This is a genomic window from Escherichia coli, from assembly GCF_036503815.1.
GTDB lineage: Bacteria > Pseudomonadota > Gammaproteobacteria > Enterobacterales > Enterobacteriaceae > Escherichia > Escherichia coli_F.
In genome coordinates, this window is record NZ_AP027766.1 from 46,399 (window position 1) to 68,291 (window position 21,893).

Genomic DNA, 21,893 nt, shown 5'->3' on the forward strand with positions numbered 1-21,893 from the left:
CGGCTTCGTCACGTCTTTACCACAGGAAAAACACCATGAAATACGGCATCACGCTGCTGATGCTGTGCCTGCTTGCAGGCTGCGCACAGCGAAACACCCAACTTCCGCCCGTGTCGGGCAACCCGGAGCCGGTCAATTCCCCGGCCATTATTCAGGAGTTAACCCCCCATGTCTGAACTTACCGCCAAAGCCCTGAGCGACTCGCGCTCGTTTGAGAACGCCATTCTTGAGCGGGATATGCGCATGAAAAAGGCGGGCTGGATCGTGGCGGCGCTCGCCGGTCTGCTGCTCGTCTTCGCCCTTGCCGCCCTTATCCTGCTGCTACCGCTCAAAACCACCACCGTGGAGCTGTACACGCTCGACCGTCAGACCGGGCGCATCGAGCGCGTCACCACCGTCGGCGAGGACAAGCTGGACACCTCCGAGGTGCTCAATCTCTCGCAGACTGCGTCCTACGTGAAGCGCCGCGAGGGGTACAACTATTTCGCCCTTCAGCAGGACTACAGAGAGACGCAGATGTTCAACAGCGACGAGGTCAACAAGGAATACCTCGACTGGTTTAACAGCCCGGACGCGCCGGACGCTGTGTTTCAGCAGGCGGCCTATGTAGTCACGGTGGAAGTCCTCTCCAACGTACCGTCAGAGGGCACCGGCTCCAGCATGGTGGAGATGCTGCGCATCAAGCGCACCATTCGAAAGGTCAAGGACAACACCGAAACGTATGATTACTGGACGGTGCGCATGACCTACCGCTATTTCCCGCAGAAGAAAATGACGGCCTCCGAGCGCGAGGTGAACCCGTTCGGCTTCATCGTCACCAGTTACCAGCGGTTTAAGGAGAAAAGCGATGAATAAGGTACTGATGTGTGCCCTCCTGCTGACCGCAGCGTCAGCATGGGGGGCGGCGACACCGCGCGGCAGCGCCTATGACAGCCGCATGCAGAACATCCCCTACAACAGCCAGAACACGACAGTGATTAACACGCGGGCGGGTTACATCACGACGCTGGTTTTTGACGCCGACGAGGAGGTGATCACCGCCACCGCTGGTTTTCCGCAGGGCTGGACGATCACACCCGACCGTAACCGCGTGGGGATTAGCCCCGCGCCGGTGAAGCAGCCGGTAACGGATGCGGACGGCAAAACCGTCCAGAAGATTTTCACCCCCACGCAGCAGGACTGGCAGACCAACCTGTTTGTGACCACCACAAAGCGCGACTACAGCCTGATGCTGAACGTGATCGATAACGATCGCGAGGCGGGAAATCTGGCCTTTGTGGTGCGCTTCAGCTACCCCGACGATACCCGCAGGCAGAACGACGCAGCCCGCCTCGCCCGTCAGCAGGAGCTTCAGGCCGCGCAGGAGAAAGAACGCATTCAGTTTGCCCTGAAGAAATCCACTGCGCCGCGCAACTGGAACTACACCCGCAGGGTGGCGGCAGGTTCGGAGTCGATCACCCCGGATTTTGCGTATGACGACGGCCGGTTTACCTATCTCGGCTTTTCACCGCAGAAGCTGATCCCGTCGCCGACCGTCATCGTCGGCGGCAGCGAGCAGGTGATCACCCCGACCTTCAGCACCGAGGGTAACTACCGGGTGATGGTACTGCGCTCTCTTTCTCCACGCTTTGTGCTGCGCTACGGCAGCCAGGTCGTGGGGATTGAAAACGGCAGTTACGGGAAAGTCACCGTGGCGAACGGCAGCACCGTCTCACCGGATGTGAAACTGGAGAGCAAATGATGAACGAACAGGAAGACATTAAAACCGCCGCCGAACTGGAGGCGGAAGCCCGCGAGCGGGCGCGGGCAGAGATTGACGGCGATAAACCCGCCGCAGGCGCGGTGCCACCCGGACAGCCACAGGTGGTGCAGCACGCGAAGCGCCGCAGCCGCCGCTCGCTCGTGCTGGCCGCCATCAGCCTGGTGTTACTGGTCATTATCGCCACCGGCGGGGATTACCTGATGGCGAAACTGAAGGGTGACGGCAGCGGAAAAAGCGCGAGCCATGAACCGGAATCGCACGCCACCTCCCCCGCCCGCGAGCGCAATAACCTCGGACGGGATCTGAACCCGCTGGGACAGCTGGCAGACACAACCGGCCAGGAGAAGACTACTCCGACTGATACCGCCGCGCCGCCGCAGGCATCACCGCCCCCCCTGACGTTTGACAAGGTCAGCGCCCTGGCAGACAGCGCCCCAACCACTGCAAGCAGCGCCCCGAAAAGCACGTCCAGCAGTAACGTATCACCTGCGGGCAGCGCGTCCGCGCCAGGCTCTGCAACACCCGCCGGGCAGTCGCAGGATAACGGGCTGGCGCGCATTACCGGCGTGAAGCGGCTCGGCCTCGATCCGGATTTGTACATTCCGGCCGACCGGCATATCCCCTGCGCGATGATGCAGCGCTTTGTATCGGACGTGGGCGGGCGCTTTAACTGCCTTATCAGCGAGGACATTTACAGCGCCAGCAACGCCGTGCGCCTTATCCCGGCAGGCACTGAGGCGCGCGGCCTGTACCGCACCGGCACGCTGAAAAACGGGCAGGGGCGTCTGTTCCTCGCCATCACCGAGCTGCGCACGCCGGAACCCGGCCGCCTGGTTATTCCGATGGTTGACAGCCAGGCCGTGGGGGCGCTTGGCGAGAACGGCGTCGCGGGCTGGATAGACAATCACTGGCTGGAGCGGATAGGTAATACCCTCCTGCTCGGCACGGTACAGGACTTTGCCGCTGCGGCCTCCGGCTCGTCGCCGGGCAAGGATCGCAACACGGACTACACGGAGAACACCCGCGCGGCCACGGCGGAAATGGCAAAAACGCTCCTGGAAAACAGCATCAACATCCCGCCGACGATGTACCTCAACCAGGGTGACGTGATTGGCCTGGTCACGGGGGCGGACATTGATTTTTCAGACGTCTACAGACTGCGCATGAGGTAAGCGATGGACGATAAACTGACTGATACCCCGTCAGAGGGCAACGTCGCGCTGTCACACCTGCGCGATCTGTTGTTCGGGGACTACCTGAGCCGGGAGGGGCTGACGGAAATTGCCATCAACCGCCCCGGAGAGCTGCACACAAAAATCAACGGGGCGTGGGAAATGCACGCCTCGCCGGTCACGCTGCGCCAGTGCTCGTCCTTTGCCAGGGCGCTGGCCGTGTGGAACAACGACACCATTGATGAAACGTCGCCTATCCTCTCGGCCACGCTCCCTACAGGAGAACGCTGCCAGATAGTGGTGCCCCCGGCCTGTGAGCGTAACACCATCTCAATCACCCTGCGTAAGCCGGACTACTTCCAGCGCACCCATCAGTCGTATATCGATGCCGGGTTTTATGACCGGGTGCAGGGTACAGAAAAGGTGGAATCAAAAGACGGGGAGCTGAGCCGCATATACCTGTCCGGGAATATCCCGCTTTTTATGGAAAAGTGCGTGGAGTACGGCAAAACGCTCTTTGTGGTGGGGGAAACAGGCTCTGGGAAAACCACCTACATGAAGATGCTGCTGCACTACATTCCCGAGACGCTGCGCCTTATCACCATCGAGGACAACCCGGAGCTGAAGTTTTACAGCCAGAAAAACTACGTTCATCTGTTCTACCCGGCGGACGCCGGAGAGGGCGCAATAGTCACCTCTGATCGCCTGGTGCGCGCGATTTACCGTATGAACCCCGACCGCCCCCTGCTCGCCGAGGTGCGTGGCCGCGAGGCGTGGGACGCACTCAAGCTGATTGAGTCCGGGCACGAGGGGTTTATGTCCTCCCTGCACGCGGGCAGCCCGCGCGAGTGTATCTCCGGGCTGATTGACCGCTGCTACGAGCATCCGGCGTGCCGGGGCATGCCGGTTGACGTGCTGCTGCGCAAGGTACTGCACTGCGTCGACGTCATTGTGAGCGTGGACGTTCACGGCAACGTGCGCCGCATGAGCGACGTCTATTTTAAACCCCTGCACATGCAGGCTATGAAGGAGAGTTTCAATGATGCTGCCTAAACTGACCGGCCTGACGGCGATCGTCGTCCTCCTGGCGGGCTGTTCTTCGCCACCGGAGCCTGCGGCCGTTGACTGGTCACAACCGGCGCAGCCGGTAACGACCACCCGGCCGGTATGGGAACCCAACCGTCTTATCGTGGCCTCGCCGGTGACGGAAGGGCACTGGTCGCAGGTGCTTACGCGTTTTGAACCCGGCGGGATTTACCCGGCCGCACAGTGGTACGCGGTTGCGCACGCCTCGCGCGCGGTAGTAAATGCCCCGGACGGCCAGCGCTTCTTTGCGGCCAAAACCTGGCTCCGCGAGGGCGGCTACAAGGGTGTGGTGGAGTTTCGCCCCCGCTCCGGCTGCCTGACCTGCGACACCTCAGAAATCGTCTTCTACCGATAACGTCGGTGACGGTCTGAGTCCTTCAGACCGTCACCGACGTTGAACAACCAACGGGCGTTAGCGCCCTGCTTCCCTTCAGAGGAAATCATCATGAAACACACCGTAATCACGGCGGCGCTGCTGTGCGCCCTTACTTCTCCGGCGTTCGCCGCCGATGGCCAGAATGCCGACCCGAATGACCCGTGCGCGATGGTGCTGTGCCTGGCCGGAAAGCTCGACGGCAGCAGTCCCGCCGAGTGTGACCCGATGTACAAAAATTTCATGAGCATCAAAAAGAAAAAAAAGGGGTCGTTTTTACCCGATCACACCGCCGCAGCGCGGCAGAAAAAACTGAGCGCCTGCCCGTCCGCTGACAGCGCCATTGTCGGCAAGATCATCTCGAAATTTGGCCGTATGAACGGTTGGTAAAACGGCAGCCGTAAAGGAGACACCACGTGATTAATCAAACCGTTTCTATTAATAACTTTTCCGGGCTGCTGAAAGATGAGGAGCTTCCTGCAGGTGATTTGCAGACGGTGCTGCTCGTTTTGTCGGAAATCAGCCAGAAACAGGATCATTTTCAGGCCAACACGTCCGAACTCGTCCAGCTCGCCGCGCAGCACTCGCCGACCTTCCAGGCATTACCAGCAGAACGTCAGTCGTTCTTCCGCTCCGTGCTCAGTATGCCGGTCTTCTTTTACACCGTTCCGCTGAGCGACGACGAGGCGGCGGAATGGGAAAAACTCAACGATAAGGATGCACTCCAATGGCAACAAAAACCGGATTTATAGCCCCGCCGTGGCCGCATGTGCGTGGTGATTCCGTTAGTGCCGCGAGCCTGATTTCTCGCATCGAGAAAGAAGCGCATCGCGGCTGCGGCCTGCATTACGAAATCTACCAATATCGCGCCCTGTGCGAATTGCACGATGTTCTGACCAGTCTCAGCGTCCGTGATGCTGAGACGTTCATGACAGTAGCGGCGGATCATGGCTTTAGTCTGTCTGATAACGACTTTCAGGAAAGTCGAATGATGTACTTCGAAACGATGGATGAAATCAGGAGAGATCAAGAATGAGACTGTGGATTGCAGAAAAACCCGCAGTCGCGAGCGATATCGCGAAAGCGCTGGGCGGCAACTTCACCCGGCACGACGGCTATGCCGAATCGGCGACCGATATCGTGAGCTACTGCGTCGGCCACGTGCTGGAAATGGTGCCCCCGGAGACGATCAACCCGGCCTACGCCACCTGGTCGCTCGACACCCTGCCGCTGAAGCTGTACCCGGTACAGCTTCAGCCAAAAGCGAGCGTGGCAAAGCAGGCTAATACCCTGGTGAAGCTGATTCGGCGCCCGGATATCAAAATGGTTGTCCACTGCGGCGACCCGGACGACGAGGGGCAGCTCCTGGTTGACGAGGTGCTGGAGTTCGCCGGAAACACCGCGCCGGTGAAACGGGCGCTTATTAACGACAACACCGCGCCAGCGGTGAAAAAAGCCATCAACTCCCTGCGCGATAACAGCGATTTTCGTGGGATGTACCTGAAAGCCCTGATGCGCAGCGCAGGAGACGCGATTTTTGGCTTCAGTATGAGCCGCTGTTACACCCTCAAAGCCCGCGATAAGGGCTATAAGGGCACGATTTCGGTTGGCCGCGTCCAGACGCCGGTGCTGGGAATGATTGTGCGCCGGTGGCGCGACAATCAGGCGCACAGCGAGGCGTTTTACTACCAGCTCGCAGGGCAGTTTATCAGCGGTACGGACGTTGTCTGCGCCCGCTGGCAGACGTCCGAATACGCGCCGGTGGACGATAAAAAGCGGCTGACGGATAAGGCCTGGGGGGAAGGACTCGCGAGGGCTCTGGCCGGAAAACCGGCCAGCGTGCTCGCGGCCGCCACCGACCGGGGAAAAACCACGGCCGCACCGCTGCCGTTTAACCTGCTGCGCCTCCAGGTGTATATGAACCGCAGGCACAAACTGACCGCGCAGCAGACGCTCGATATCACGCAGAAGCTCAAGGACAGTAAATACATTACCTACAACCGCTCTGACTGTTCTTATCTGTCCGATGAACAATTCAACGACGCGCCACAGGTGGTGGCGGCCTTAAAAACGCTCGACGTTTTTAACGGCCTTACCACCGACACGGCGCAAAAAAGTGCGGCGTTTGACAGTAAAAAAGTCACCGCCCACACCGCCATTATCCCGACGACGAACATGCCGGATTTAAGCCGCCTTACCGACAAGGAAAAGGCGGTTTATCTCACCATCGCGCAGTTTTATCTCGCGCAGTTCGTGGCGAAAAAGCGCTATGACGAGTCGATCGCGGAGATTAAATGCGGTGACGAGATGTTTAAAGTCTCGGCGCGTAAAATCACCGATGCGGGTTTTACGACGTTCCTGAACGACGCGGAAGAAGACGACGAGGAGGACGAAAACAGCACCTCGTTTGAGGCCATCAGCCGCCTGCAAACCGGGGCGACATTAACCTGCCGCGAGGTGGTGATTTCGGAGAAAAAAACTAAACCGCTGCCGCTGTTTACCGAGGCGACCCTGCTCGCTGCCCTCGTTCGCGTGGCCGATTTTGTCGCCGATCCGCGCATTAAAAAATTGCTCAAGGAGAAGGATAAAGACAAAAAAGATGAACACGGCGGCATCGGCACACCGGCGACCCGCGCGGCTATTATTGAGACGCTGAAAACCCGCGATTACATCACCGTGGAAAAGGGCAAATTTATCCCAACTGCCGCCGGGCTGGCGTTAATTGATGCCCTGCCCGACTCGGTGACGCAGCCGGATATGACCGCCGTATGGGCTGAAAAACAGGCGGCGGTTGAAACCGGCGAAATGACCATCGAGCGCTTTATTGATGGTCTTTACGCGGAAGTTTCCCGCCTGGTTGAGAGCGCCGATATTGCCATCAGCGCGACGGAAAAACATCCCGTTAAAACGGCGCTTAACCGCCTCGCGGTTAAATGTCCGTCGTGCGGTTCTGAGCTGGTTATGACGCCGAAAACCTGCGCCTGTACGGGCTGTCAGTTCAAAATATGGCTGGAAGTGCGCGGCAAAAAGCTGACGGAAAAACAGGCCGAGAAGTTAATCGGCAAGGGCAAAACCGACGTTATTAAAGGTTTTAAATCGAAGAAAAACGACGACACCTATTCGATGATCGTCACGCTGAAAAACGCGCAAACCGGGGAACTCGGTTTTGAATATCCACCACGCGATCCGCTGAAAGGATTGAACGTATCTATGCCGAAGGAGCTGAAATTATGAACCGTATCCAGGACGAATTAACCTCAGAGCGCGCGCTGAAAAAGTTTTTACGTGAAAGTGATTTTGCCTTTCTGGAGATGCTGAGTGCACGTATTTCAGCAGCGCTTGATGAAAAACGCGCAGAGCATATCGAGCAGGAAAAGCTACGCCGACAGCGGGAAGAAAAGCGCAATGAATTGCTGGCGCTGATTGAATCGGAGGGCTTTTCACCGACAGAGCTGGTTAGTACAACTCCCGCCAAAAAGTCGGCAAAACGCAAAGCTAAATATCAGTATTTTGAAAACGGCGTGCATAAAAAATGGTCAGGCGTCGGACGCGTGCCGGTTGTAATTCAGCAAGAACTTGACGCCGGAAAACCTCTTGAATCCTTCCTTATTACCACCGACTAACAACGGCACAGGGTCGGTTTTGACCTGGCTTTTCGGGCTTCGAAGACTGGCGAGCATGGCGATTCAATTTTGAAAAAATTGCTAATCGACAGGCCGCCTGAGTCTGCGAAGTGGCAGGAGGCGAGTAAATTCAATTTCGAAGAAATTGCTAATTTGCGTCGCCGATTCCACTTTTTGAGCGCTCACCCCAAGTGAGCCGAAAAAAGCCGGGGGGGGCCGAATAAATTTTGCCGCCCCAGCGAGCAAAAAGACGCGCCCACGCGTCGGTTTATTTGGGGGGCTTGCCCCCCACACCGTCGTGCCTAAGTCTCCGGCCAAAAGCCGGTAGCGTGGCGCGACCACCCCCTAAAAAGCCTAGTTTCCCTTTAATTCGTCTTGTGAGGAACGAACAAGGCGAAGAAAAGGGCTAAAACAGGCGTCTTTTAGGGGGTGGTCGCGCGTAGCGCGCGACGGTGTGGCCTCTTTTGACCTTGGGGGTTTTGGCCGGGCGTTCAGCCAGGACATTACCCCCATGCGACATGCAGTAAGGGCGTCCAGCCCGCGCGTAATGCCGCACGCCGTTAGATCGCGGGAGTGTACCTCCTGCGATCATGGCCGCTTAGCGGCCACTTCTTTTGCAGCATGGAATCGGTCAGTCAGAACGATCACAACCTGTGACCGTTCTGACTGACCGATGGTGCTGACCGAATTTAAGTGAAGGAGAATATCGTGATATTCGACAAACTGAATCATTTGCTGTCGCCGATAGCAAATGCCGTCCTGGCCTTTATCGCCTTTTTGCAGGCGCATCAACTGGCGTTAGCGCTGCTGTCCGGCGTCATGCTGCCTTTTATATTTTCTGCGAAACACGGCGGTCAGGAAAAGCCGACGTTTCTGCAAAGGATCTTAATTCTGCTTTCCATGATCTGTTTTGTTTTCGGCTCGATAGCGCCAGTGGCCGTCTGGTTTTTACAGCGCATTTATGGCCGGGAAGATATCGCCAGTCCGCCGCTGCTTACCTGGACAATGGCGCTACTGTTTACCGTCGCCGGTTTTATTCTGCACGTGGTTTTACGGCGTTTGATCTCGCCTGAATTTGATAAGGTCAAATGCGGCATGGTGAAAAAAACCAGCATGGAGCGCGACCGCAGAACCGACGTTCGCCGGGTAAAAGAAATTTTACCCGTCACCACAGAATACGATCCGATGGATTACATCGATCTGAATAAGGGGATTTTTATCGGGCTGAGCCGCGAGGGTGAGCCGCAATATATTCCGTTAAAAGAATGGCAGACCCAGCACGCCGACATTATCGGCACCACTGGTGCCGGTAAAGGCGTCGTAACCGGTATTCTGCTTTATCAGAGCATCCTCGCCGACGAGGGCGTTTTTGTTCTCGACCCCAAAAACGACGAGTGGGCACCGCACCTGTATAAAAAAGCGTGCGCGGACGCCGGAAAACCCTTTGTGCTTATCGACCTGAATAAACAGGAATACCAGATGAACCTTATCGACGGTATCACCGCCGACCATCTGGAGGAATTATTCGTGGCCGGTTTCAGTCTGGCGGAAAAAGGCGAGGCGGCGGATTTTTACCGTATCGACGACCGCAAGGCGGCGAGAACGGCGGCGCAGTTCGTGAAGGATAATCCGGGCGCAACCGTGCGGGATATTTATAACGGCGATTATGTTCAGGGCATTGGCGAGACGATTAAAGCCTTTCACGGTAAAACCGAGGAGCTGGCAATGCTCAACAGCATTAACGCGCCAGGCGGTTTTGCGCTGAAGGAGATTTTCGACAAGGGCGGCTGCTGCTATATCATCGGTTCGATGCGTAACTCTAAAATCATTACCGCGCAGCGCATGATTTTAGTTCGCCTGTTCCAGCTCGCGGAATTGCGCGACCGCGTCGCGGGGAATATCCGCCCCATCGCCATCTTTAAGGACGAGGTGAAATATCACCTGTCCAAACCGGCGCTCGAAGGGTTAGGCGCGGCACGCGATAAAGGCGTCCATATATTAATGGCGCACCAGTCAATTGCCGACCTGCGCGACTGTCCGGCGGATTTAAACGGCGACGCCGTGGTTGGGGCGGTTGTGGAAAACTGCAAGTTTAAGCTGGTATATAAACTTCAGGATCCAGACACCGCCGAATGGATTGCGCGCATGTCGGGCACGATTTTAGTCGATGATGAAAGCCGGAAAGTCACCACCACGGCGGTGCTGACAGAAAAAGTCGATAACGAGCGCATGCTTCGGCAGGCGGAAAGCTATTACATCGACAGCAATATGCTCCAGAACCTGCCGAAGTTCGTCAGCTATATCTTCAGCCAGAACGCGCTCGCGTTCCCGTCGTTAATCTCACCGCTCAAGGTTAAAAAAGCCCCACTGGAGCTGTTTACCCTGCCGCCGGTCGCAGTCGCTACGGTGGCAGAAGTTAAACCGGTGCTGGATCTGGATTTTGATAAAACGGCTCCGGCAGTTCCGGCACCTGACATTATTCCGGTCAGCGCAACAACCACCAAAAAACCCTCAGCAACGCCAATACCCACTCCGCCGGTGCAACCTGACGAGGAGTGGCTGATGGCATCACAGCCCGCTCCAAATGACGAAATACATTCGTTGCTGGATTTATAAAATAAGGAGTTTCTATGCTTATTTCGTCGTATCAGGAACGTTATGCACGCAGCACTGAAAAAATTCGCGTACTGCTGAATTTTCTCAAGGAGGAAACCTACAGCGATTTTCAAATCATAAAGCTGCTTTTTGATTTTAAATCTGACCGCCCTCTCTACCGGTTGTTGGAGAAGGTGGAGAAAATGGGGCTGATTCAGAAGCACGTGCATGAATCCCGCGCGTCGAGAATATCCCTGTGGGGCATTACCACCGACGGGCTGGCCGTTATCCTCACGGCGGACGACAACATAATGCCCGCCCGCTTTGAACCCTACCGCCTGACCGGCTGGTCACTCGACCATCACCTTGATAACCAGCTAGTGCGCCTTACGCTGGAGAAGAACGGCGCGACAGGGTGGATTAACGGCGACCGTTCAACGTTCCTCAGTCAGTACAGCGTCAAACACCGTCCCGACGGGCTTATCAGCCTGCCGGACGGCAGGCTGATCGCCGTTGAAACCGAACGACGTATCAAAACAAAGGCGCGCTATCAGTCCATCATGGCGAGCCACCTGCTGGCTATCAGCGATAAAAAATGGCGGTACGCGTTTTACGTCGCCCCGGACGAGGCGAAAAAGCGCGCCCTGAAGATTATTTTCGACAGCATCGCCAGCGTGATCGTGAAAAACCAGCATGTGCAACTGGAGGCAAAACACCGCGACGTTTTCCGCTTTTACACCCTCGATGAACTGAAAAACCTGGAGCTGGACAACTATGCGTAAAACCACCCTTCTGGTGCTGGCCGCCGCCCTCTGCGTGCCCGCGTTCGCCACCGCCGCGCCCGTCCTGACGGCGGGTTTTTCGCCGTCTGACGGGCGCCCTGCTCTTGAAATCGTGCTCGGCGCCATAAACAACGCCAGGCAGAGCATTGACGTCGCGGCCTACAGCTTCACCAGTAAGCCGGTCGCGACGGCGCTCGCCGGTGCTAACCGGCGCGGCGTGGCCGTGCGCGTGGTGGCCGACGAAAAGGCGAACAGCGACCGCTACACCGCCGTGACGTATCTGATAAACCAGGGCGTGCCGGTGCACCTTAACGGCCGTTACGCCATCATGCACAACAAGTTTATGGTGATCGACGGCAAAAACGTCCAGACCGGGTCGTTTAACTACACGGCAAGCGCCGTTTCGCGCAACGCGGAAAACGTGCTGCTGATCGAGGATGCGCCGCAGCTGGCGGAGGCGTACCAGCGAGAATTTAACCGCCTGTGGGATGAGGGCATCCCGCTGAATGCCCTGTACTGAATCAGCCCCGTCTGCGGACGGGGCTTTTTTTTTACTCCACTTCCAGCCAGGCTTTGCGTCCTTCAAGATGCAGCGCTTTCAGCATGGCGATCACGTCTTCTGCTGAACGTCCGCCATAGTTGAGACGGGTCTGCTCCCCTTCAAACTCCACCACGATAATGGTGTCCAGCGTCACCGACAGCAGCTCGCGGAGATCACGTAGCGTCTGCCCTGTACTGCGTGAATGCATGCACTGGGTTATCCGGTTGGCCGCCTCCTGGCACAATCCCTCTACGGCCTCGCGATATACCAGACGCTGATCGAGGTTGCCCTCGATGTCGCTGATCAGTTTAACCACCGCCGTTTTGACGGTTTTGATTTCAGGAAATTTCGTTTTTGGGGAGCCTGACTGCTCCAGCGGGGATACGCTGGTCGCCGGTGCAGCTTTAGGGGCGGTTGTCGGGGTGTGCAGGTTCATCGTCATGGTCGTTTCTCCGTCAGTGTGAATTTCGTCTTCGTATCGCCTGACGGTTCGGCCTGCCCGGAGTCGTTCTGGTCAGCAAGGGCGCGCAGCGTGCCATTTACCCTTGCTGTCCAGGTTGTGACGGGGGACGATTACCGGAAGCTGATACGCAGGAGAAAGGCATCACAGGAGAAAATGACGATGTGCACACCCGGACTTACCGCCCCTTTAGCTGCGGCGGCGAAAGCCGTTACGTCATTTTTTACGTAAGACATCGCGCCGTTACGTATCCCGGATACGTAACGGCTACCGCCTGAAAAAGGGTTCATTTTTTTTGAATCTGTCCGGTTTATTTTTCCGTGCCGGCCTCAGCTGCAGGACGTCCTGCAGCTGAGGCCGGCCGCGTTACAGAATTCTAAAAAACAGTGACTTATATAATTCCCTCCCTGATTCTCTCTCTTTCAAAAATTCTGAAGCCCTGCACCGCAGGGCTCCAGCTGTCAGCAGTCCATCAGCCAGCGGTGCGCTTTTGAGGCCGCTGCCGCCGCTTTAAAGATGTAGCGCTTGTCTCCCTTCAGCGCTTTCAGCCAGGACGCGATATAGCTTTCATGCTGCACCTCTCCCGTAATCCCCAAATCCGCCAACAGAAACGCGCTGCCCAGCTCGGCGATCAGTTCCTCAAACGCATACGCCTCAGAGCCAAACTTATTGCCTTTTTCACGATTGAGGCGGGACGCTGCACCCGTCCAGTGAACCAGCTCATGCAGGCCGGTGGCGTAGAAGTTCGCCGCGTCCGCGAAGCGGAACCGCTCCGGCAGGACGATTTCATCGGTGGCCGGACGATAGAACGCCTTTACGCCCTGCTCGGTGATTTTTGCCCCGCTCCGGATCATGAGTGCTTCCGCCTGCGGCAGCGGATCGAAACCGGCAACCGGCTGCGGCACGCTCTCGATGCTCAGGCCGTCGATTTGCTCCACGTTAAACACGGTAAAGGCTTTCAGCATCGGGATTTTTTCGATTTCCCCGTCCTCGTCCTCTTTCTCCAGCGTCTTGTAAAAGATGGCCGTCGTGCCGTGTTCACCTTTACGAACCTGGCCGCCCAGCTCCTGCGCCTGTTTGTAGGTCAGCCAGCGCTCGTCCTGAAAACCCTGTTTTGCCGCACTACACCACAGCAGCATGATATTAATTCCGCTGTATGCCGTGCCGGTGCTGAAGTTGGCCGGTAATCCCACCGCTGCGCCGTTGCGAACCCACGGACACACCCACGGCTTAACGCCGCTTTCCAGGGCTGCAATGATGCTGTCCGTTACTGTCTGGTAAAGGTCTGTTTTGACTGCGCCAGCACGGGCTTTGCTTTTGCCCCTGGAAAATTTCGTTTTTGAGGAGCCTGACTGCTCCAGCGGGGATACGCTGGTCGCCTGTGAAGCTTTAGGGGCGGTTGTCTGAGTGTGCAGGTTCATCGTCATGGCTGTTTCTCCGTCAGTGTGAATTTCGTCTTCGTATCGCCTGACGGTTCGGCCTGCCCGGAGTCGTTCTGGTCAGCAAGGGCGCGCAGCGTGCCATTTACCCTTGCTGTCCAGGTTGTGACGGGGGACGATTACCGGAAGCTGATACGCAGGAGAAAGGCATCACAGGAGAAAATGACGATGTGCACACCCGGACTTACCGCCCCTTTAGCTGCACGGGTGAAACTGCCCTTCAGCGTCCGGGAGGACGGGTAAAAAAAGCACTGACGACGTCAGTGCTGCCTTTGTGACATGCGGTGTTACACTGCCTCTGCCGGTCAGTTCGCCCTTCCTGAAACCGGGGGCGGTTTGTTTTCGGGGACGTTCTGACCGGCTATCCCCCCATCACTTGCAGAAATTTCACCGCCCCTTATACTGTATGCATATGGGTCTTCCCCGATCATGGTGGGAAGGCTCAGAACGCCATATTCAGCTTTCCGTAGTGGAACATCACCCCCAGTTTAAAGCGCTCCCGGTTTCGGTATCCCCTGGCTTTTATCCTCAGCAGCCTGATCTTGCTGTTAAGTGCCTCCGCATTTCCGTTTGAGACACTGTGTCGCATCGCATTCAGGATCCCCTACAGCCTTTTTCCTATCGTTTTCGCGGCATTTTTCATCATGGGAACGTCACTGTTAGCCGCCAGCGCCAACCATCTCTGCCAGTCACTCCGTCTTTCCTCGCTCCATGGCCTGTTCCAGATATCCTTTGCCAGCTCTTTCAGCGCCCAGCACTGGCTCGTCAGCTTCATCTGTGCACGCAGCCACATCAGCTTTTCCTGCCGGGATTCGGTCATCCACTTATCGCTGTACTGCCACAGGAAGCGGGTTCCTTTTGCCTGGTGTCGGCTTTCAACAGGGAGGTGCGGATGTTCATTCTGACGGGTTTTATCAACTACCTCGCCCAGTTGCTTCGCCACATGGAAGCGGTCAAAGGCGATTTTCTCAACCGCACTGGGTAAGTGGATACGCGCTGCTCTTATATAGCCCGCGTTCATGTCCATTGAGAGCGTTTTGATAGCCAGCAACTGCCCATCAGTGAGCGTGCGAAGATAGCCGGCAAGACTCTCTGTGCCGCGATCATCCGTTAAGGCCAGCGCCCGACCATCGCGATCGGAGATCACCGTTATGTAACGATGTCCTTTTTTAAAGGCGACCTCATCCACATTCATATGACGGGCGGATAATGGCTTTTTTATCCGGGCAAGACCTCGCTTAACTGCCCGGGTCATAATGCCGTCAACCGCATTCCAACTGAGCTTAAGTTGCTTCCTGACAGCATCAACGGTGCTGATTTTCAGCCATGAGAGAACGAACGATTCGAATAGCAACGTATACCGGCTTCCGGGGCCAGCCCACGGAACAGGCAACGTCAGGCAGCCATGCTCCGGACACATAATTCGTGGAACATCGGCTTCAACAATAGTGGTGAACTGGCAGGTATCAAGATGGCGCCATTTACGATGACGGTGATCGTGAACAGAACAGGATTTACCGCAGGTCGGACAGGCTAGCCGGGTGTTTTCAGCGATCTCAATAGTGACAGTAACAGAACCGGCATTTTCATCGAGAGAAAGGGACTTTACCTGCCACGGATCGGACAGGTTGAGAATATGAGCGTAGAGGGACTTTTCGTCCATGGCGGTGACCTCTGGCGATTAAATACACCATTATCATGCCTTCAGCCACCACAACAAGGGAAGACCCATGCATATACAGTTTTAAGCGAGGGAAAAAACGATGAAGTTCATTCCTGCAGTATCAGAAGCCAGCATAGTAAAAATTCCTTTGTTCACAGAGCGATGCCCTGCGGGTTTTCCGTCACCGGCAGCAAACTATACTGAGTCTGAACTGGATCTGAATGAGTACTGCATTCACCGGCGCCACTCCACCTATTTTGTCAGAGCGATTGGCAACTCAATGACTGATATTGGCCTCTATTCCGGCGATCTGATGGTCGTGGATAAAGCAGAACAGCCGCGGCACGGGGATATTGTTATCGCGGAAATTGAGGGTGAATTTACGGTAAAACGCCTGCTTCTGACGCCGCGGCCAGCCCTGCAGGCGATGAACCCGGACTTCCCTTCCCTGTACCCGGATCCGGAAACTCTGCAAATTTTCGGCGTGGTGACGGCCTTCATTCATAAAACCCGGAGGGCAGACTGATGTTCGCCCTGGCAGACGTCAACTCCTTCTACGCCAGTTGCGAGAAGGTTTTCAGGCCGGATTTGCGCGGCAAACCTGTCGTCGTTCTCAGTAACAACGATGGCTGCGTTATTGCCCGGAGTGCTGAAGCCAAACGGCTGGGTATAAAGATGGGAACCCCCTGGTTCCAGCTCAAAGAGGCGCAGTTTCCTGAAAAACTGTACGTTTTTTCCAGCAACTACGAGCTCTACGCGAGCCTGAGTAACCGTGTGGTCGCCCTGCTGGAAGAGCTGTCGCCCCGCGTCGAACAATACTCAATTGACGAATGTTTCCTGGATGCCCGGGGAATTAGCCACTGTATGGATCTGGAGGATTTTGGCAGGCAGCTGCGTGGGCATGTTCTCAGTGGAACCGGACTGACGATCGGTGTCGGCTTCGGCGCCACAAAAACACTGGCCAAATCGGCGCAGTGGGCGTCAAAGGAATGGCCACAATTCAGTGGGGTGCTGGCGCTGTCGCCCGAAAATCCACGCAGAACGGCAAAATTACTCAGCCTGCAGCCGGTGGAAGAAATCTGGGGCGTGGGGAACCGGATAGCGAAAAAGCTGCACGTTATGGGGATCACCACCGCCCTGCAGCTGTCGCTGACGAACCCTACATTTATCCGGAAAAACTTCAACGTAGTGCTGGAGCGCACGGTACGTGAGCTGAACGGCGAGAGTTGCATTTCGCTGGAGGAAGCGCCGCCGCCGAAACAGCAGATTGTCTGCAGTCGCAGCTTCGGGCAGCGGATCACCACCTACGGAGAAATGCGCCAGGCCGTCTGCCAGTATGCCGAGCGCGCGGCGGAAAAGTTGCGCGGTGAGCGACAGTACTGCCGGCATATCAGCACCTTCATCAAGACATCCCCTTTTGCGGTTAATGAGCCGTATTACGGTAACGTGGCCACGGAAAAACTGAACACCCCTACCCGTGACACCCGGGACATTATCGCGGCAGCGGTCAGGTCTCTGGACAGGATATGGCTCGATGGCCACCGCTACGCAAAAGCGGGGATAATGCTCAATGATTTCAGTCCGAACGGCGTCGCGCAGCTGAATCTGTTCGATGACGTGCAGCCACGGCCGCACAGCGATGCGCTGATGAAGGTACTCGACGGCATTAATCATTCCGGACTCGGGAAAGTCTGGTTTGCCGGACGGGGTATTGCGCCGGACTGGCAGATGAAACGGGAGATGCTGTCACCGGCATATACCACACGCTGGAAGGAGCTGCCGGTTGCCCGTTTCTGACCGTTGAAATGACAGAAGGGACTTGCCGCCAGAGCTTACTTTACCGATCATACAGGTGACTTGTCTCAGGGGGGAACCATGACAAATATCATTCTGTGTGATGTGACTGCCAGCGTCAGCGAACTTAAAAACGATCCGGTGGCCACCGCCAGTGCCCGCGGCGGCTACCCGGTCGAGATAATTGACCGTAACCGCCCTGTTTTTTATTGTGTGCCCGCGGCTTTGTATGAACAAATGCTCGATGAGCTGGACGAAAAAGACCTGGTGCAAACGATAACAGAACGTCAAAACCAGCCGCTGCGTGAAGTGGATCTCAATCAGTATCTGTGATGTGCTCCGGTGCGAGGAGCAAGGAATGTATTAAGCCAATGTTAAGGAACAATATGGGTAGCAAAATCGCAGGTGTGGTTTTCTTATACTTCGCTGTCTGGGGAATGGCTTCAGTGATTGAATTGCAGTACTGGCGTAACGCTGATACCTATCCTGTCTGGCTGACAAAACATCTCCGGATCTCTCCTGAAAATAACGACAAGAGCCTGATAAGGATAGAAATGGAAACCTTTGACAAGGTATGTGGTGATAAAAGGGGCCTCCTTGCCGTCACCCAAAAACAAAACGGTATGTTTATGCGCTGTGATGATTCCCCCGGTTTTTTTTCATGGTTCAGCGGCGTTTACAAAGTCAATTAATCAGATAACGTGTTGCACTTTCAATATGTTACCCACATGGTTATCCCCCGTTACTGTGGGTAATCAATATATTGTGTCTCTGGCAGCTGCTTTTCCTACCATATGTTGTCCCTGCCCGTTCTATTTTGTGATCGGACAGTGTGAAAAACGACATCACAGTGGAGACGCTGCTGACGGGATGATGTTCATCCAGGGTCGTAAGATCGGCCGGTACTGGTTACCCGCCGGACGAAGGGCCGGCCAACGCGCAGCGTCGGTAGCTGGCTTTAAAAATGCTGGCGGAAATTTAAAGATGAAGCCGCATACTCTGCGAAATTTTGCAAATTTCACTCAACATGCTTCGTTCAGATCCCAACAGAGCTTTCACCATCGCCTGTAACAGCCGTCCTGCTGCGTGATTACTCCGCTCAACGGGTTGCTGGCGACAAGCCAATACCTGTTCGTGACAGGCATTGATTGAACCGTTGTCCCTAACTAATAATGTGCCGACGATGCAGGTGGGACCGTGGTCCCAGGCAGATAACCTGACCGGCGATACAGGTGGCACCGTGGTCCCAGACAGATAACCTGACCGGCGATACAGGTGGGACCGTGGTCCCAGGCAGATAAGCTGACAGACGATGCAGGTGGGACCGTGGTCCCAGGCAGATAACCTGACCGGCGATACAGGTGGGACCGTGGTCCCAGGCAGATAAGCTGACAGACGATGCAGGTGGGACCGTGGTCCCAGGCAGATAACCTGACCGGCGATACAGGTGGGACCGTGGTCCCAGGCAGATAAGCTGACCGGCGATGCAGGTGGGACCGTGGTCCCAGGCAGATAACCTGACCGGCGATACAGGTGGGACCGTGGTCCCAGGCAGATAAGCTGACCGACGACGCAGGTGGGACCGTGGTCCCAGGGAGATAACCTGAGCGGCGATACAGGTGGGACCGTGGTCCCAGAGAGAATATTCAGGCCAGTTATGTTTTCTGGCCTGTGAGAAAGGAAATGAAGTAAAGGGAGATCACCGTAGACTAAAGCGTGTCCGCATCAGACTCCTGGTTTCTCAAGCTCCTTAAGAATGGCTTCTATTTTCTCTATACACTCCGCAGGAATGCGGGACCTATCCAGGTTAAGCACCATTTTATCGCCCTTATACAATGCTGTTGCCCCTGGAGCAAACTGATGACGTGAGCTCAGATTAACTCTTGATGCGGGAGATTGTTTCAGTACGGATGTTAAAAGACTAATGACCTCTTCAGCTTCAAAGATTAGTCCCGCTTTCTTCTGATCGTGGAGAGTCTCAGCCTGCTGCTTCAGTAATTCTTCTTTATCTGCAAAAGCCTTCTGAAGGGCTTCACCTGACCGGGCAGACAGTTCTCCAGGATGTGCAAACAGGGCAACAACGGATTTAGGCAATTTGGCCGTATTGATACAGCGGGTAATGATCTTACGAGAGATGTTTTCCGCATCGGCAAGCGCAGAAATATTTCCTGCAAACTCATTCTGCAGCCGGCTTGTATAACGCAGGCCACGTTCATAAGCACTCGTCGGCCGATAATCGTTACCCAGTCGGGACAATGCAGCCATCTGCTCATCGTCCAGTTCACCAACCAGAACGCGATAATCACTTTCCGTCAGGATTGCGGCTTTACGGCGACGGCTGCCGTCGGCAATTTCTATGACATCAGAAACCCGGCGGCCGAAAGCTGGAGTCTGCTGACCGGTCAGTAAAAATGAAGGAATGAGATCATCCAGAGCATCTTCGGTAAGTAGTTCCTGATCGCGCTCATTGCCTGACCATACGCGTGAAGCGCTCTCAACAGAGTCTCCCCGGAGCACCTCAAGGGTAAATTTCACTTCCCGTCCACATACCGGAAGAGAGATTGCATTACCGCGGGCCATAGCACCCACGCGCGCAATTAATGAATCCACCATCGGCGCGGCCGGCGCCGGTGATGAAGTATCTTCAGTCGATTGACTATGTGTGGTATGTCTTGGAATGACAGGAGCACGCTTCATTATCTAATCTCCCAGCGTGGTTTAATCAGACGATCAAAAATCTCATTGCAAACAGGCTCCCAGATAGAGAGGGCATTACGCCAGGCACCGGTTGAAGAACGTTGATCAATAGCCTGTTCAAAAACGGTTCTCATACGGATCTGACCTTTACCGACTTCATCCGTTTCGCGCACAACATTTTTAAGGACCATGCTTCCCCAGGCATCCCGAATTTGTTCTTCCATCCACGGGGACTGTGAGCCATTATTATTACTGTATTTGGTAAGCAGAATACGGACATCTGGCTCGAAGCCTTTAAGATCCACGTTCTTAAGCAGGTCACGAAGCATATCGAAAAACTGCAGTGCGGAGGTGTAGTCGAACAGCTCTGCCGGAGTAGGGACAATCAGAACATCAGCAGCGCATACAACATTTATCGTACCGATACCAAGGTTGGGTGCACTGTCGATAACTATCACGTCATAATCATGAGCGACAGTTTCAATGGCCAGACGGAGCATCAGGTGCGGGTCAGCAGGTAATTTGCCTTCGTCAAATTTCCCCATCAGCTCGGTTTCAATGCGGTGCAGTGCCAGACAGGACGGGATGATATCAAGGCCAGGCCAGCAGGTGGGCTTTATAGCGTAGCTGGCGTCATCCTTTTCCCCAAGATAAAAGGGCAGGAGAGTGTCCTCAGCATGAATATGAAGATCGGGCACCCATCCGTGATACATAGAAGCAGTTCCCTGTGGGTCATTGCCTTCAACAAGCAGAACACGGAGTCCTTTCAGAGCAAGATCCTGAGCCAGGTGAACGGATACTGAGGTTTTGTAAACACCACCTTTGTGAGCTGCAACGCCAATCACCGGCGGAAACGCATCTTCAGCACGGCGCAGTCGTGTACCAAATACATCCCGCATGTGATTGATTTGTTCGATGGTATAACCAACGCGTTGCTCAACTCTCCCACGGGTTTCCATATCAGGGTGCGGCAGCCGGCCAGCTTTCTCGGCATCCCTGATAGCCTGAGATGACACGCCAACTAAATCTGCCGCTTCACCAATCCTCCAGCGCCGGGTTATTTTCCGGGCTTCCGGACTGTCATCATTAAACTGTGCAATGGCGATTGCTTTCGTCATTTCATGACCAGCACTTATGCACTGGTTGAGTGTATCCATGAGTCCCATACTGAACATCCTTTAATCATCACTTTGCATTATTTTATTAAATCTTGGAATTTATTGCAAAGCAACAATAAAATCGCAAAGCACACGAAAAAGTGCAAAGTGAACCACATTGGGTAATGAAAGAACGCAGGGGATTACAAAAGAGTACATACCGCAGTCAATATTAATCACTGCCGCTCGCCGCAGTAAGCGATCTCACACAGTGAGAAAGCGGCGAGGAAGCGGAAAATCACAGAACTCACAGATTGCACGTACGTCGGGTTGCTAAAGATGACTCGGGATCAGCCAGTTATAATGAAATTGACTGCGGTATGTAATATATTGACTATGGTATGATGCTTACCGCATCTGTAGGAAAGACGACTCAGCATACCGCAGTCAATGTTTCATTGTTGTACCTGTAGATCTCAATCTTCCAGAGCGTATTCAGGAAAATCAGGCCAGGGGTCTGGATATCTGGTGTGGCGCTTCCGGCCTTGTATCTGGGTTATTCATGGTCTCGATCCAATAATTGATCCCAAGGAGATCATAGTGAGATCCAAAAGAGATCCCCGGATCGCTCCAGCATGCGCTGTAACTGGCTTTAACGTCTGTCTGGATCGACTGCGGAATGTAAAATGTTGACTGTTATATGCATAATCTAATACTGTGATATGCAACGGTATTTACTGAGGTATGTATATCCGTTGACTGCGATACGTATTACTACATCCTTTTGTGGATAACCGTTGAGGATCAAG

23 protein-coding genes and 1 pseudogene are annotated in these 21,893 nt (G+C 55.1%); 18 read left to right on the plus strand and 6 right to left on the minus strand.

What is annotated here, in order from left to right; translation table 11 throughout:
* The first annotated feature begins 35 nt into the window (after positions 1-35).
* The 14 genes from AABJ99_RS24620 (at position 36) to AABJ99_RS24685 (ending at position 11,913) form a co-directional block, all read left to right on the plus strand.
* A complete protein-coding gene (locus tag AABJ99_RS24620) occupies positions 36-176 on the plus strand; it encodes a hypothetical protein (protein ID WP_000873539.1) in 141 nt (46 codons plus the stop codon).
* Positions 169-855, plus strand: a complete 687-nt coding sequence (locus AABJ99_RS24625; RefSeq protein ID WP_001293055.1) for a virB8 family protein — start codon at positions 169-171, stop codon at positions 853-855. The genes AABJ99_RS24620 and AABJ99_RS24625 overlap by 8 nt, the downstream gene beginning before the upstream one ends.
* On the plus strand, positions 848-1,741 hold the full coding sequence (virB9, locus tag AABJ99_RS24630) for a P-type conjugative transfer protein VirB9 (RefSeq protein WP_001045307.1): 894 nt from the start codon (positions 848-850) through the stop codon (positions 1,739-1,741). Before AABJ99_RS24625 ends, virB9 begins: the two co-directional genes overlap by 8 nt.
* Entirely contained in the window at positions 1,738-2,934 is a 1,197-nt protein-coding gene (gene virB10, locus AABJ99_RS24635) for a VirB10/TraB/TrbI family type IV secretion system protein (RefSeq protein WP_000980841.1), read from the plus strand. The genes virB9 and virB10 overlap by 4 nt, the downstream gene beginning before the upstream one ends.
* A 3-nt stretch (positions 2,935-2,937) precedes the next feature.
* Positions 2,938-3,987 carry a P-type DNA transfer ATPase VirB11 gene (virB11, locus tag AABJ99_RS24640; RefSeq protein ID WP_000342114.1) on the plus strand — a complete coding sequence of 350 codons (1,050 nt, stop codon included), beginning with the start codon at positions 2,938-2,940 and terminating at the stop codon, positions 3,985-3,987.
* Positions 3,974-4,375 carry a cag pathogenicity island Cag12 family protein gene (locus AABJ99_RS24645; RefSeq protein ID WP_000979494.1) on the plus strand — a complete coding sequence of 134 codons (402 nt, stop codon included), beginning with the start codon at positions 3,974-3,976 and terminating at the stop codon, positions 4,373-4,375. The genes virB11 and AABJ99_RS24645 overlap by 14 nt, the downstream gene beginning before the upstream one ends.
* Positions 4,376-4,465: 90 nt before the next feature.
* Positions 4,466-4,783 (plus strand): TrbM/KikA/MpfK family conjugal transfer protein, encoded by a 318-nt coding sequence (locus tag AABJ99_RS24650; protein ID WP_000683352.1) that lies wholly within the window; start codon positions 4,466-4,468, stop codon positions 4,781-4,783.
* Between the two features lie 26 nt (positions 4,784-4,809).
* Positions 4,810-5,145: a hypothetical protein gene (locus AABJ99_RS24655; RefSeq protein WP_000610141.1), complete on the plus strand. Its 336-nt coding sequence runs from the start codon at positions 4,810-4,812 to the stop codon at positions 5,143-5,145.
* A complete protein-coding gene (locus tag AABJ99_RS24660; protein ID WP_000212005.1) occupies positions 5,121-5,429 on the plus strand; it encodes a hypothetical protein in 309 nt (102 codons plus the stop codon). The genes AABJ99_RS24655 and AABJ99_RS24660 overlap by 25 nt, the downstream gene beginning before the upstream one ends.
* A complete protein-coding gene (locus AABJ99_RS24665) occupies positions 5,426-7,627 on the plus strand; it encodes a type IA DNA topoisomerase (protein WP_001241818.1) in 2,202 nt (733 codons plus the stop codon). Before AABJ99_RS24660 ends, AABJ99_RS24665 begins: the two co-directional genes overlap by 4 nt.
* Complete coding sequence (locus AABJ99_RS24670; protein WP_001079960.1) at positions 7,624-8,016, plus strand: H-NS family nucleoid-associated regulatory protein; 393 nt, start codon at positions 7,624-7,626, stop codon at positions 8,014-8,016. Before AABJ99_RS24665 ends, AABJ99_RS24670 begins: the two co-directional genes overlap by 4 nt.
* A 708-nt stretch (positions 8,017-8,724) precedes the next feature.
* Positions 8,725-10,632 carry a type IV secretory system conjugative DNA transfer family protein gene (locus AABJ99_RS24675; protein ID WP_000575554.1) on the plus strand — a complete coding sequence of 636 codons (1,908 nt, stop codon included), beginning with the start codon at positions 8,725-8,727 and terminating at the stop codon, positions 10,630-10,632.
* A gap of 14 nt (positions 10,633-10,646) precedes the next feature.
* Complete coding sequence (mobC, locus tag AABJ99_RS24680) at positions 10,647-11,393, plus strand: MobC family replication-relaxation protein (RefSeq protein ID WP_000909125.1); 747 nt, start codon at positions 10,647-10,649, stop codon at positions 11,391-11,393.
* Entirely contained in the window at positions 11,386-11,913 is a 528-nt protein-coding gene (locus tag AABJ99_RS24685; RefSeq protein WP_001232861.1) for a phospholipase D family protein, read from the plus strand. The genes mobC and AABJ99_RS24685 overlap by 8 nt, the downstream gene beginning before the upstream one ends.
* 31 nt (positions 11,914-11,944) lie before the next feature.
* Here the strand turns inward: AABJ99_RS24685 and AABJ99_RS24690 are convergent, their stop codons facing one another.
* The 4 genes and pseudogenes from AABJ99_RS24690 to AABJ99_RS24705 form a co-directional block, all read right to left on the minus strand.
* Positions 11,945-12,376, minus strand: coding sequence for a hypothetical protein (locus AABJ99_RS24690; RefSeq protein WP_001531161.1), 432 nt, complete (start codon positions 12,374-12,376; stop codon positions 11,945-11,947).
* A gap of 131 nt (positions 12,377-12,507) precedes the next feature.
* Positions 12,508-12,684: a hypothetical protein gene (locus AABJ99_RS24695; protein WP_013438824.1), complete on the minus strand. Its 177-nt coding sequence runs from the start codon at positions 12,682-12,684 to the stop codon at positions 12,508-12,510.
* A gap of 171 nt (positions 12,685-12,855) precedes the next feature.
* Positions 12,856-13,821, minus strand: a complete 966-nt coding sequence (locus tag AABJ99_RS24700; protein WP_001743098.1) for an ArdC family protein — start codon at positions 13,819-13,821, stop codon at positions 12,856-12,858.
* A gap of 454 nt (positions 13,822-14,275) precedes the next feature.
* Positions 14,276-15,496: pseudogene (locus AABJ99_RS24705) on the minus strand (ISL3-like element ISKox3 family transposase).
* Between the two features lie 100 nt (positions 15,497-15,596).
* Between AABJ99_RS24705 and umuD the strand changes: the two are divergent.
* From umuD to AABJ99_RS24725, 4 genes are all read left to right on the plus strand, one after another.
* A complete protein-coding gene (umuD, locus tag AABJ99_RS24710; protein WP_000668788.1) occupies positions 15,597-16,022 on the plus strand; it encodes a translesion error-prone DNA polymerase V autoproteolytic subunit in 426 nt (141 codons plus the stop codon).
* A complete protein-coding gene (locus tag AABJ99_RS24715) occupies positions 16,022-17,293 on the plus strand; it encodes a Y-family DNA polymerase (RefSeq protein ID WP_000457544.1) in 1,272 nt (423 codons plus the stop codon). The genes umuD and AABJ99_RS24715 overlap by 1 nt, the downstream gene beginning before the upstream one ends.
* A 78-nt stretch (positions 17,294-17,371) precedes the next feature.
* Positions 17,372-17,623, plus strand: coding sequence for a hypothetical protein (locus AABJ99_RS24720; RefSeq protein WP_000181753.1), 252 nt, complete (start codon positions 17,372-17,374; stop codon positions 17,621-17,623).
* Positions 17,624-17,676: 53 nt separating this feature from the next.
* Positions 17,677-17,982: a hypothetical protein gene (locus AABJ99_RS24725; RefSeq protein ID WP_000534920.1), complete on the plus strand. Its 306-nt coding sequence runs from the start codon at positions 17,677-17,679 to the stop codon at positions 17,980-17,982.
* Positions 17,983-19,015: 1,033 nt separating this feature from the next.
* Here the strand turns inward: AABJ99_RS24725 and AABJ99_RS24730 are convergent.
* Positions 19,016-19,987 carry a ParB/RepB/Spo0J family plasmid partition protein gene (locus AABJ99_RS24730; protein WP_000817037.1) on the minus strand — a complete coding sequence of 324 codons (972 nt, stop codon included), beginning with the start codon at positions 19,985-19,987 and terminating at the stop codon, positions 19,016-19,018.
* On the minus strand, positions 19,987-21,153 hold the full coding sequence (gene sopA, locus AABJ99_RS24735) for a plasmid-partitioning protein SopA (RefSeq protein WP_000523812.1): 1,167 nt from the start codon (positions 21,151-21,153) through the stop codon (positions 19,987-19,989). Before sopA ends, AABJ99_RS24730 begins: the two co-directional genes overlap by 1 nt.
* Positions 21,154-21,893: the final 740 nt, after the last annotated feature.

Coding starts and splice junctions, on each gene's coding strand:
- AABJ99_RS24650 (WP_000683352.1), top strand. CDS start 4,466: ATGAAACACACCGTAATCACGGCGGCGCTGCTGTGCGCCCTTACTTCT.
- AABJ99_RS24620 (WP_000873539.1), top strand. CDS start 36: ATGAAATACGGCATCACGCTGCTGATGCTGTGCCTGCTTGCAGGCTGC.
- AABJ99_RS24725 (WP_000534920.1), top strand. CDS start 17,677: ATGGGTAGCAAAATCGCAGGTGTGGTTTTCTTATACTTCGCTGTCTGG.
- AABJ99_RS24645 (WP_000979494.1), top strand. CDS start 3,974: ATGATGCTGCCTAAACTGACCGGCCTGACGGCGATCGTCGTCCTCCTG.
- AABJ99_RS24715 (WP_000457544.1), top strand. CDS start 16,022: ATGTTCGCCCTGGCAGACGTCAACTCCTTCTACGCCAGTTGCGAGAAG.
- AABJ99_RS24665 (WP_001241818.1), top strand. CDS start 5,426: ATGAGACTGTGGATTGCAGAAAAACCCGCAGTCGCGAGCGATATCGCG.
- AABJ99_RS24700 (WP_001743098.1), bottom strand. CDS start 13,821: ATGACGATGAACCTGCACACTCAGACAACCGCCCCTAAAGCTTCACAG.
- virB11 (WP_000342114.1), top strand. CDS start 2,938: ATGGACGATAAACTGACTGATACCCCGTCAGAGGGCAACGTCGCGCTG.
- sopA (WP_000523812.1), bottom strand. CDS start 21,153: ATGGGACTCATGGATACACTCAACCAGTGCATAAGTGCTGGTCATGAA.
- AABJ99_RS24670 (WP_001079960.1), top strand. CDS start 7,624: ATGAACCGTATCCAGGACGAATTAACCTCAGAGCGCGCGCTGAAAAAG.
- AABJ99_RS24695 (WP_013438824.1), bottom strand. CDS start 12,684: ATGAACCCTTTTTCAGGCGGTAGCCGTTACGTATCCGGGATACGTAAC.
- mobC (WP_000909125.1), top strand. CDS start 10,647: ATGCTTATTTCGTCGTATCAGGAACGTTATGCACGCAGCACTGAAAAA.
- AABJ99_RS24660 (WP_000212005.1), top strand. CDS start 5,121: ATGGCAACAAAAACCGGATTTATAGCCCCGCCGTGGCCGCATGTGCGT.
- umuD (WP_000668788.1), top strand. CDS start 15,597: ATGAAGTTCATTCCTGCAGTATCAGAAGCCAGCATAGTAAAAATTCCT.
- virB9 (WP_001045307.1), top strand. CDS start 848: ATGAATAAGGTACTGATGTGTGCCCTCCTGCTGACCGCAGCGTCAGCA.
- AABJ99_RS24730 (WP_000817037.1), bottom strand. CDS start 19,987: ATGAAGCGTGCTCCTGTCATTCCAAGACATACCACACATAGTCAATCG.
- AABJ99_RS24685 (WP_001232861.1), top strand. CDS start 11,386: ATGCGTAAAACCACCCTTCTGGTGCTGGCCGCCGCCCTCTGCGTGCCC.
- virB10 (WP_000980841.1), top strand. CDS start 1,738: ATGATGAACGAACAGGAAGACATTAAAACCGCCGCCGAACTGGAGGCG.
- AABJ99_RS24625 (WP_001293055.1), top strand. CDS start 169: ATGTCTGAACTTACCGCCAAAGCCCTGAGCGACTCGCGCTCGTTTGAG.
- AABJ99_RS24720 (WP_000181753.1), top strand. CDS start 17,372: ATGACAAATATCATTCTGTGTGATGTGACTGCCAGCGTCAGCGAACTT.
- AABJ99_RS24690 (WP_001531161.1), bottom strand. CDS start 12,376: ATGACGATGAACCTGCACACCCCGACAACCGCCCCTAAAGCTGCACCG.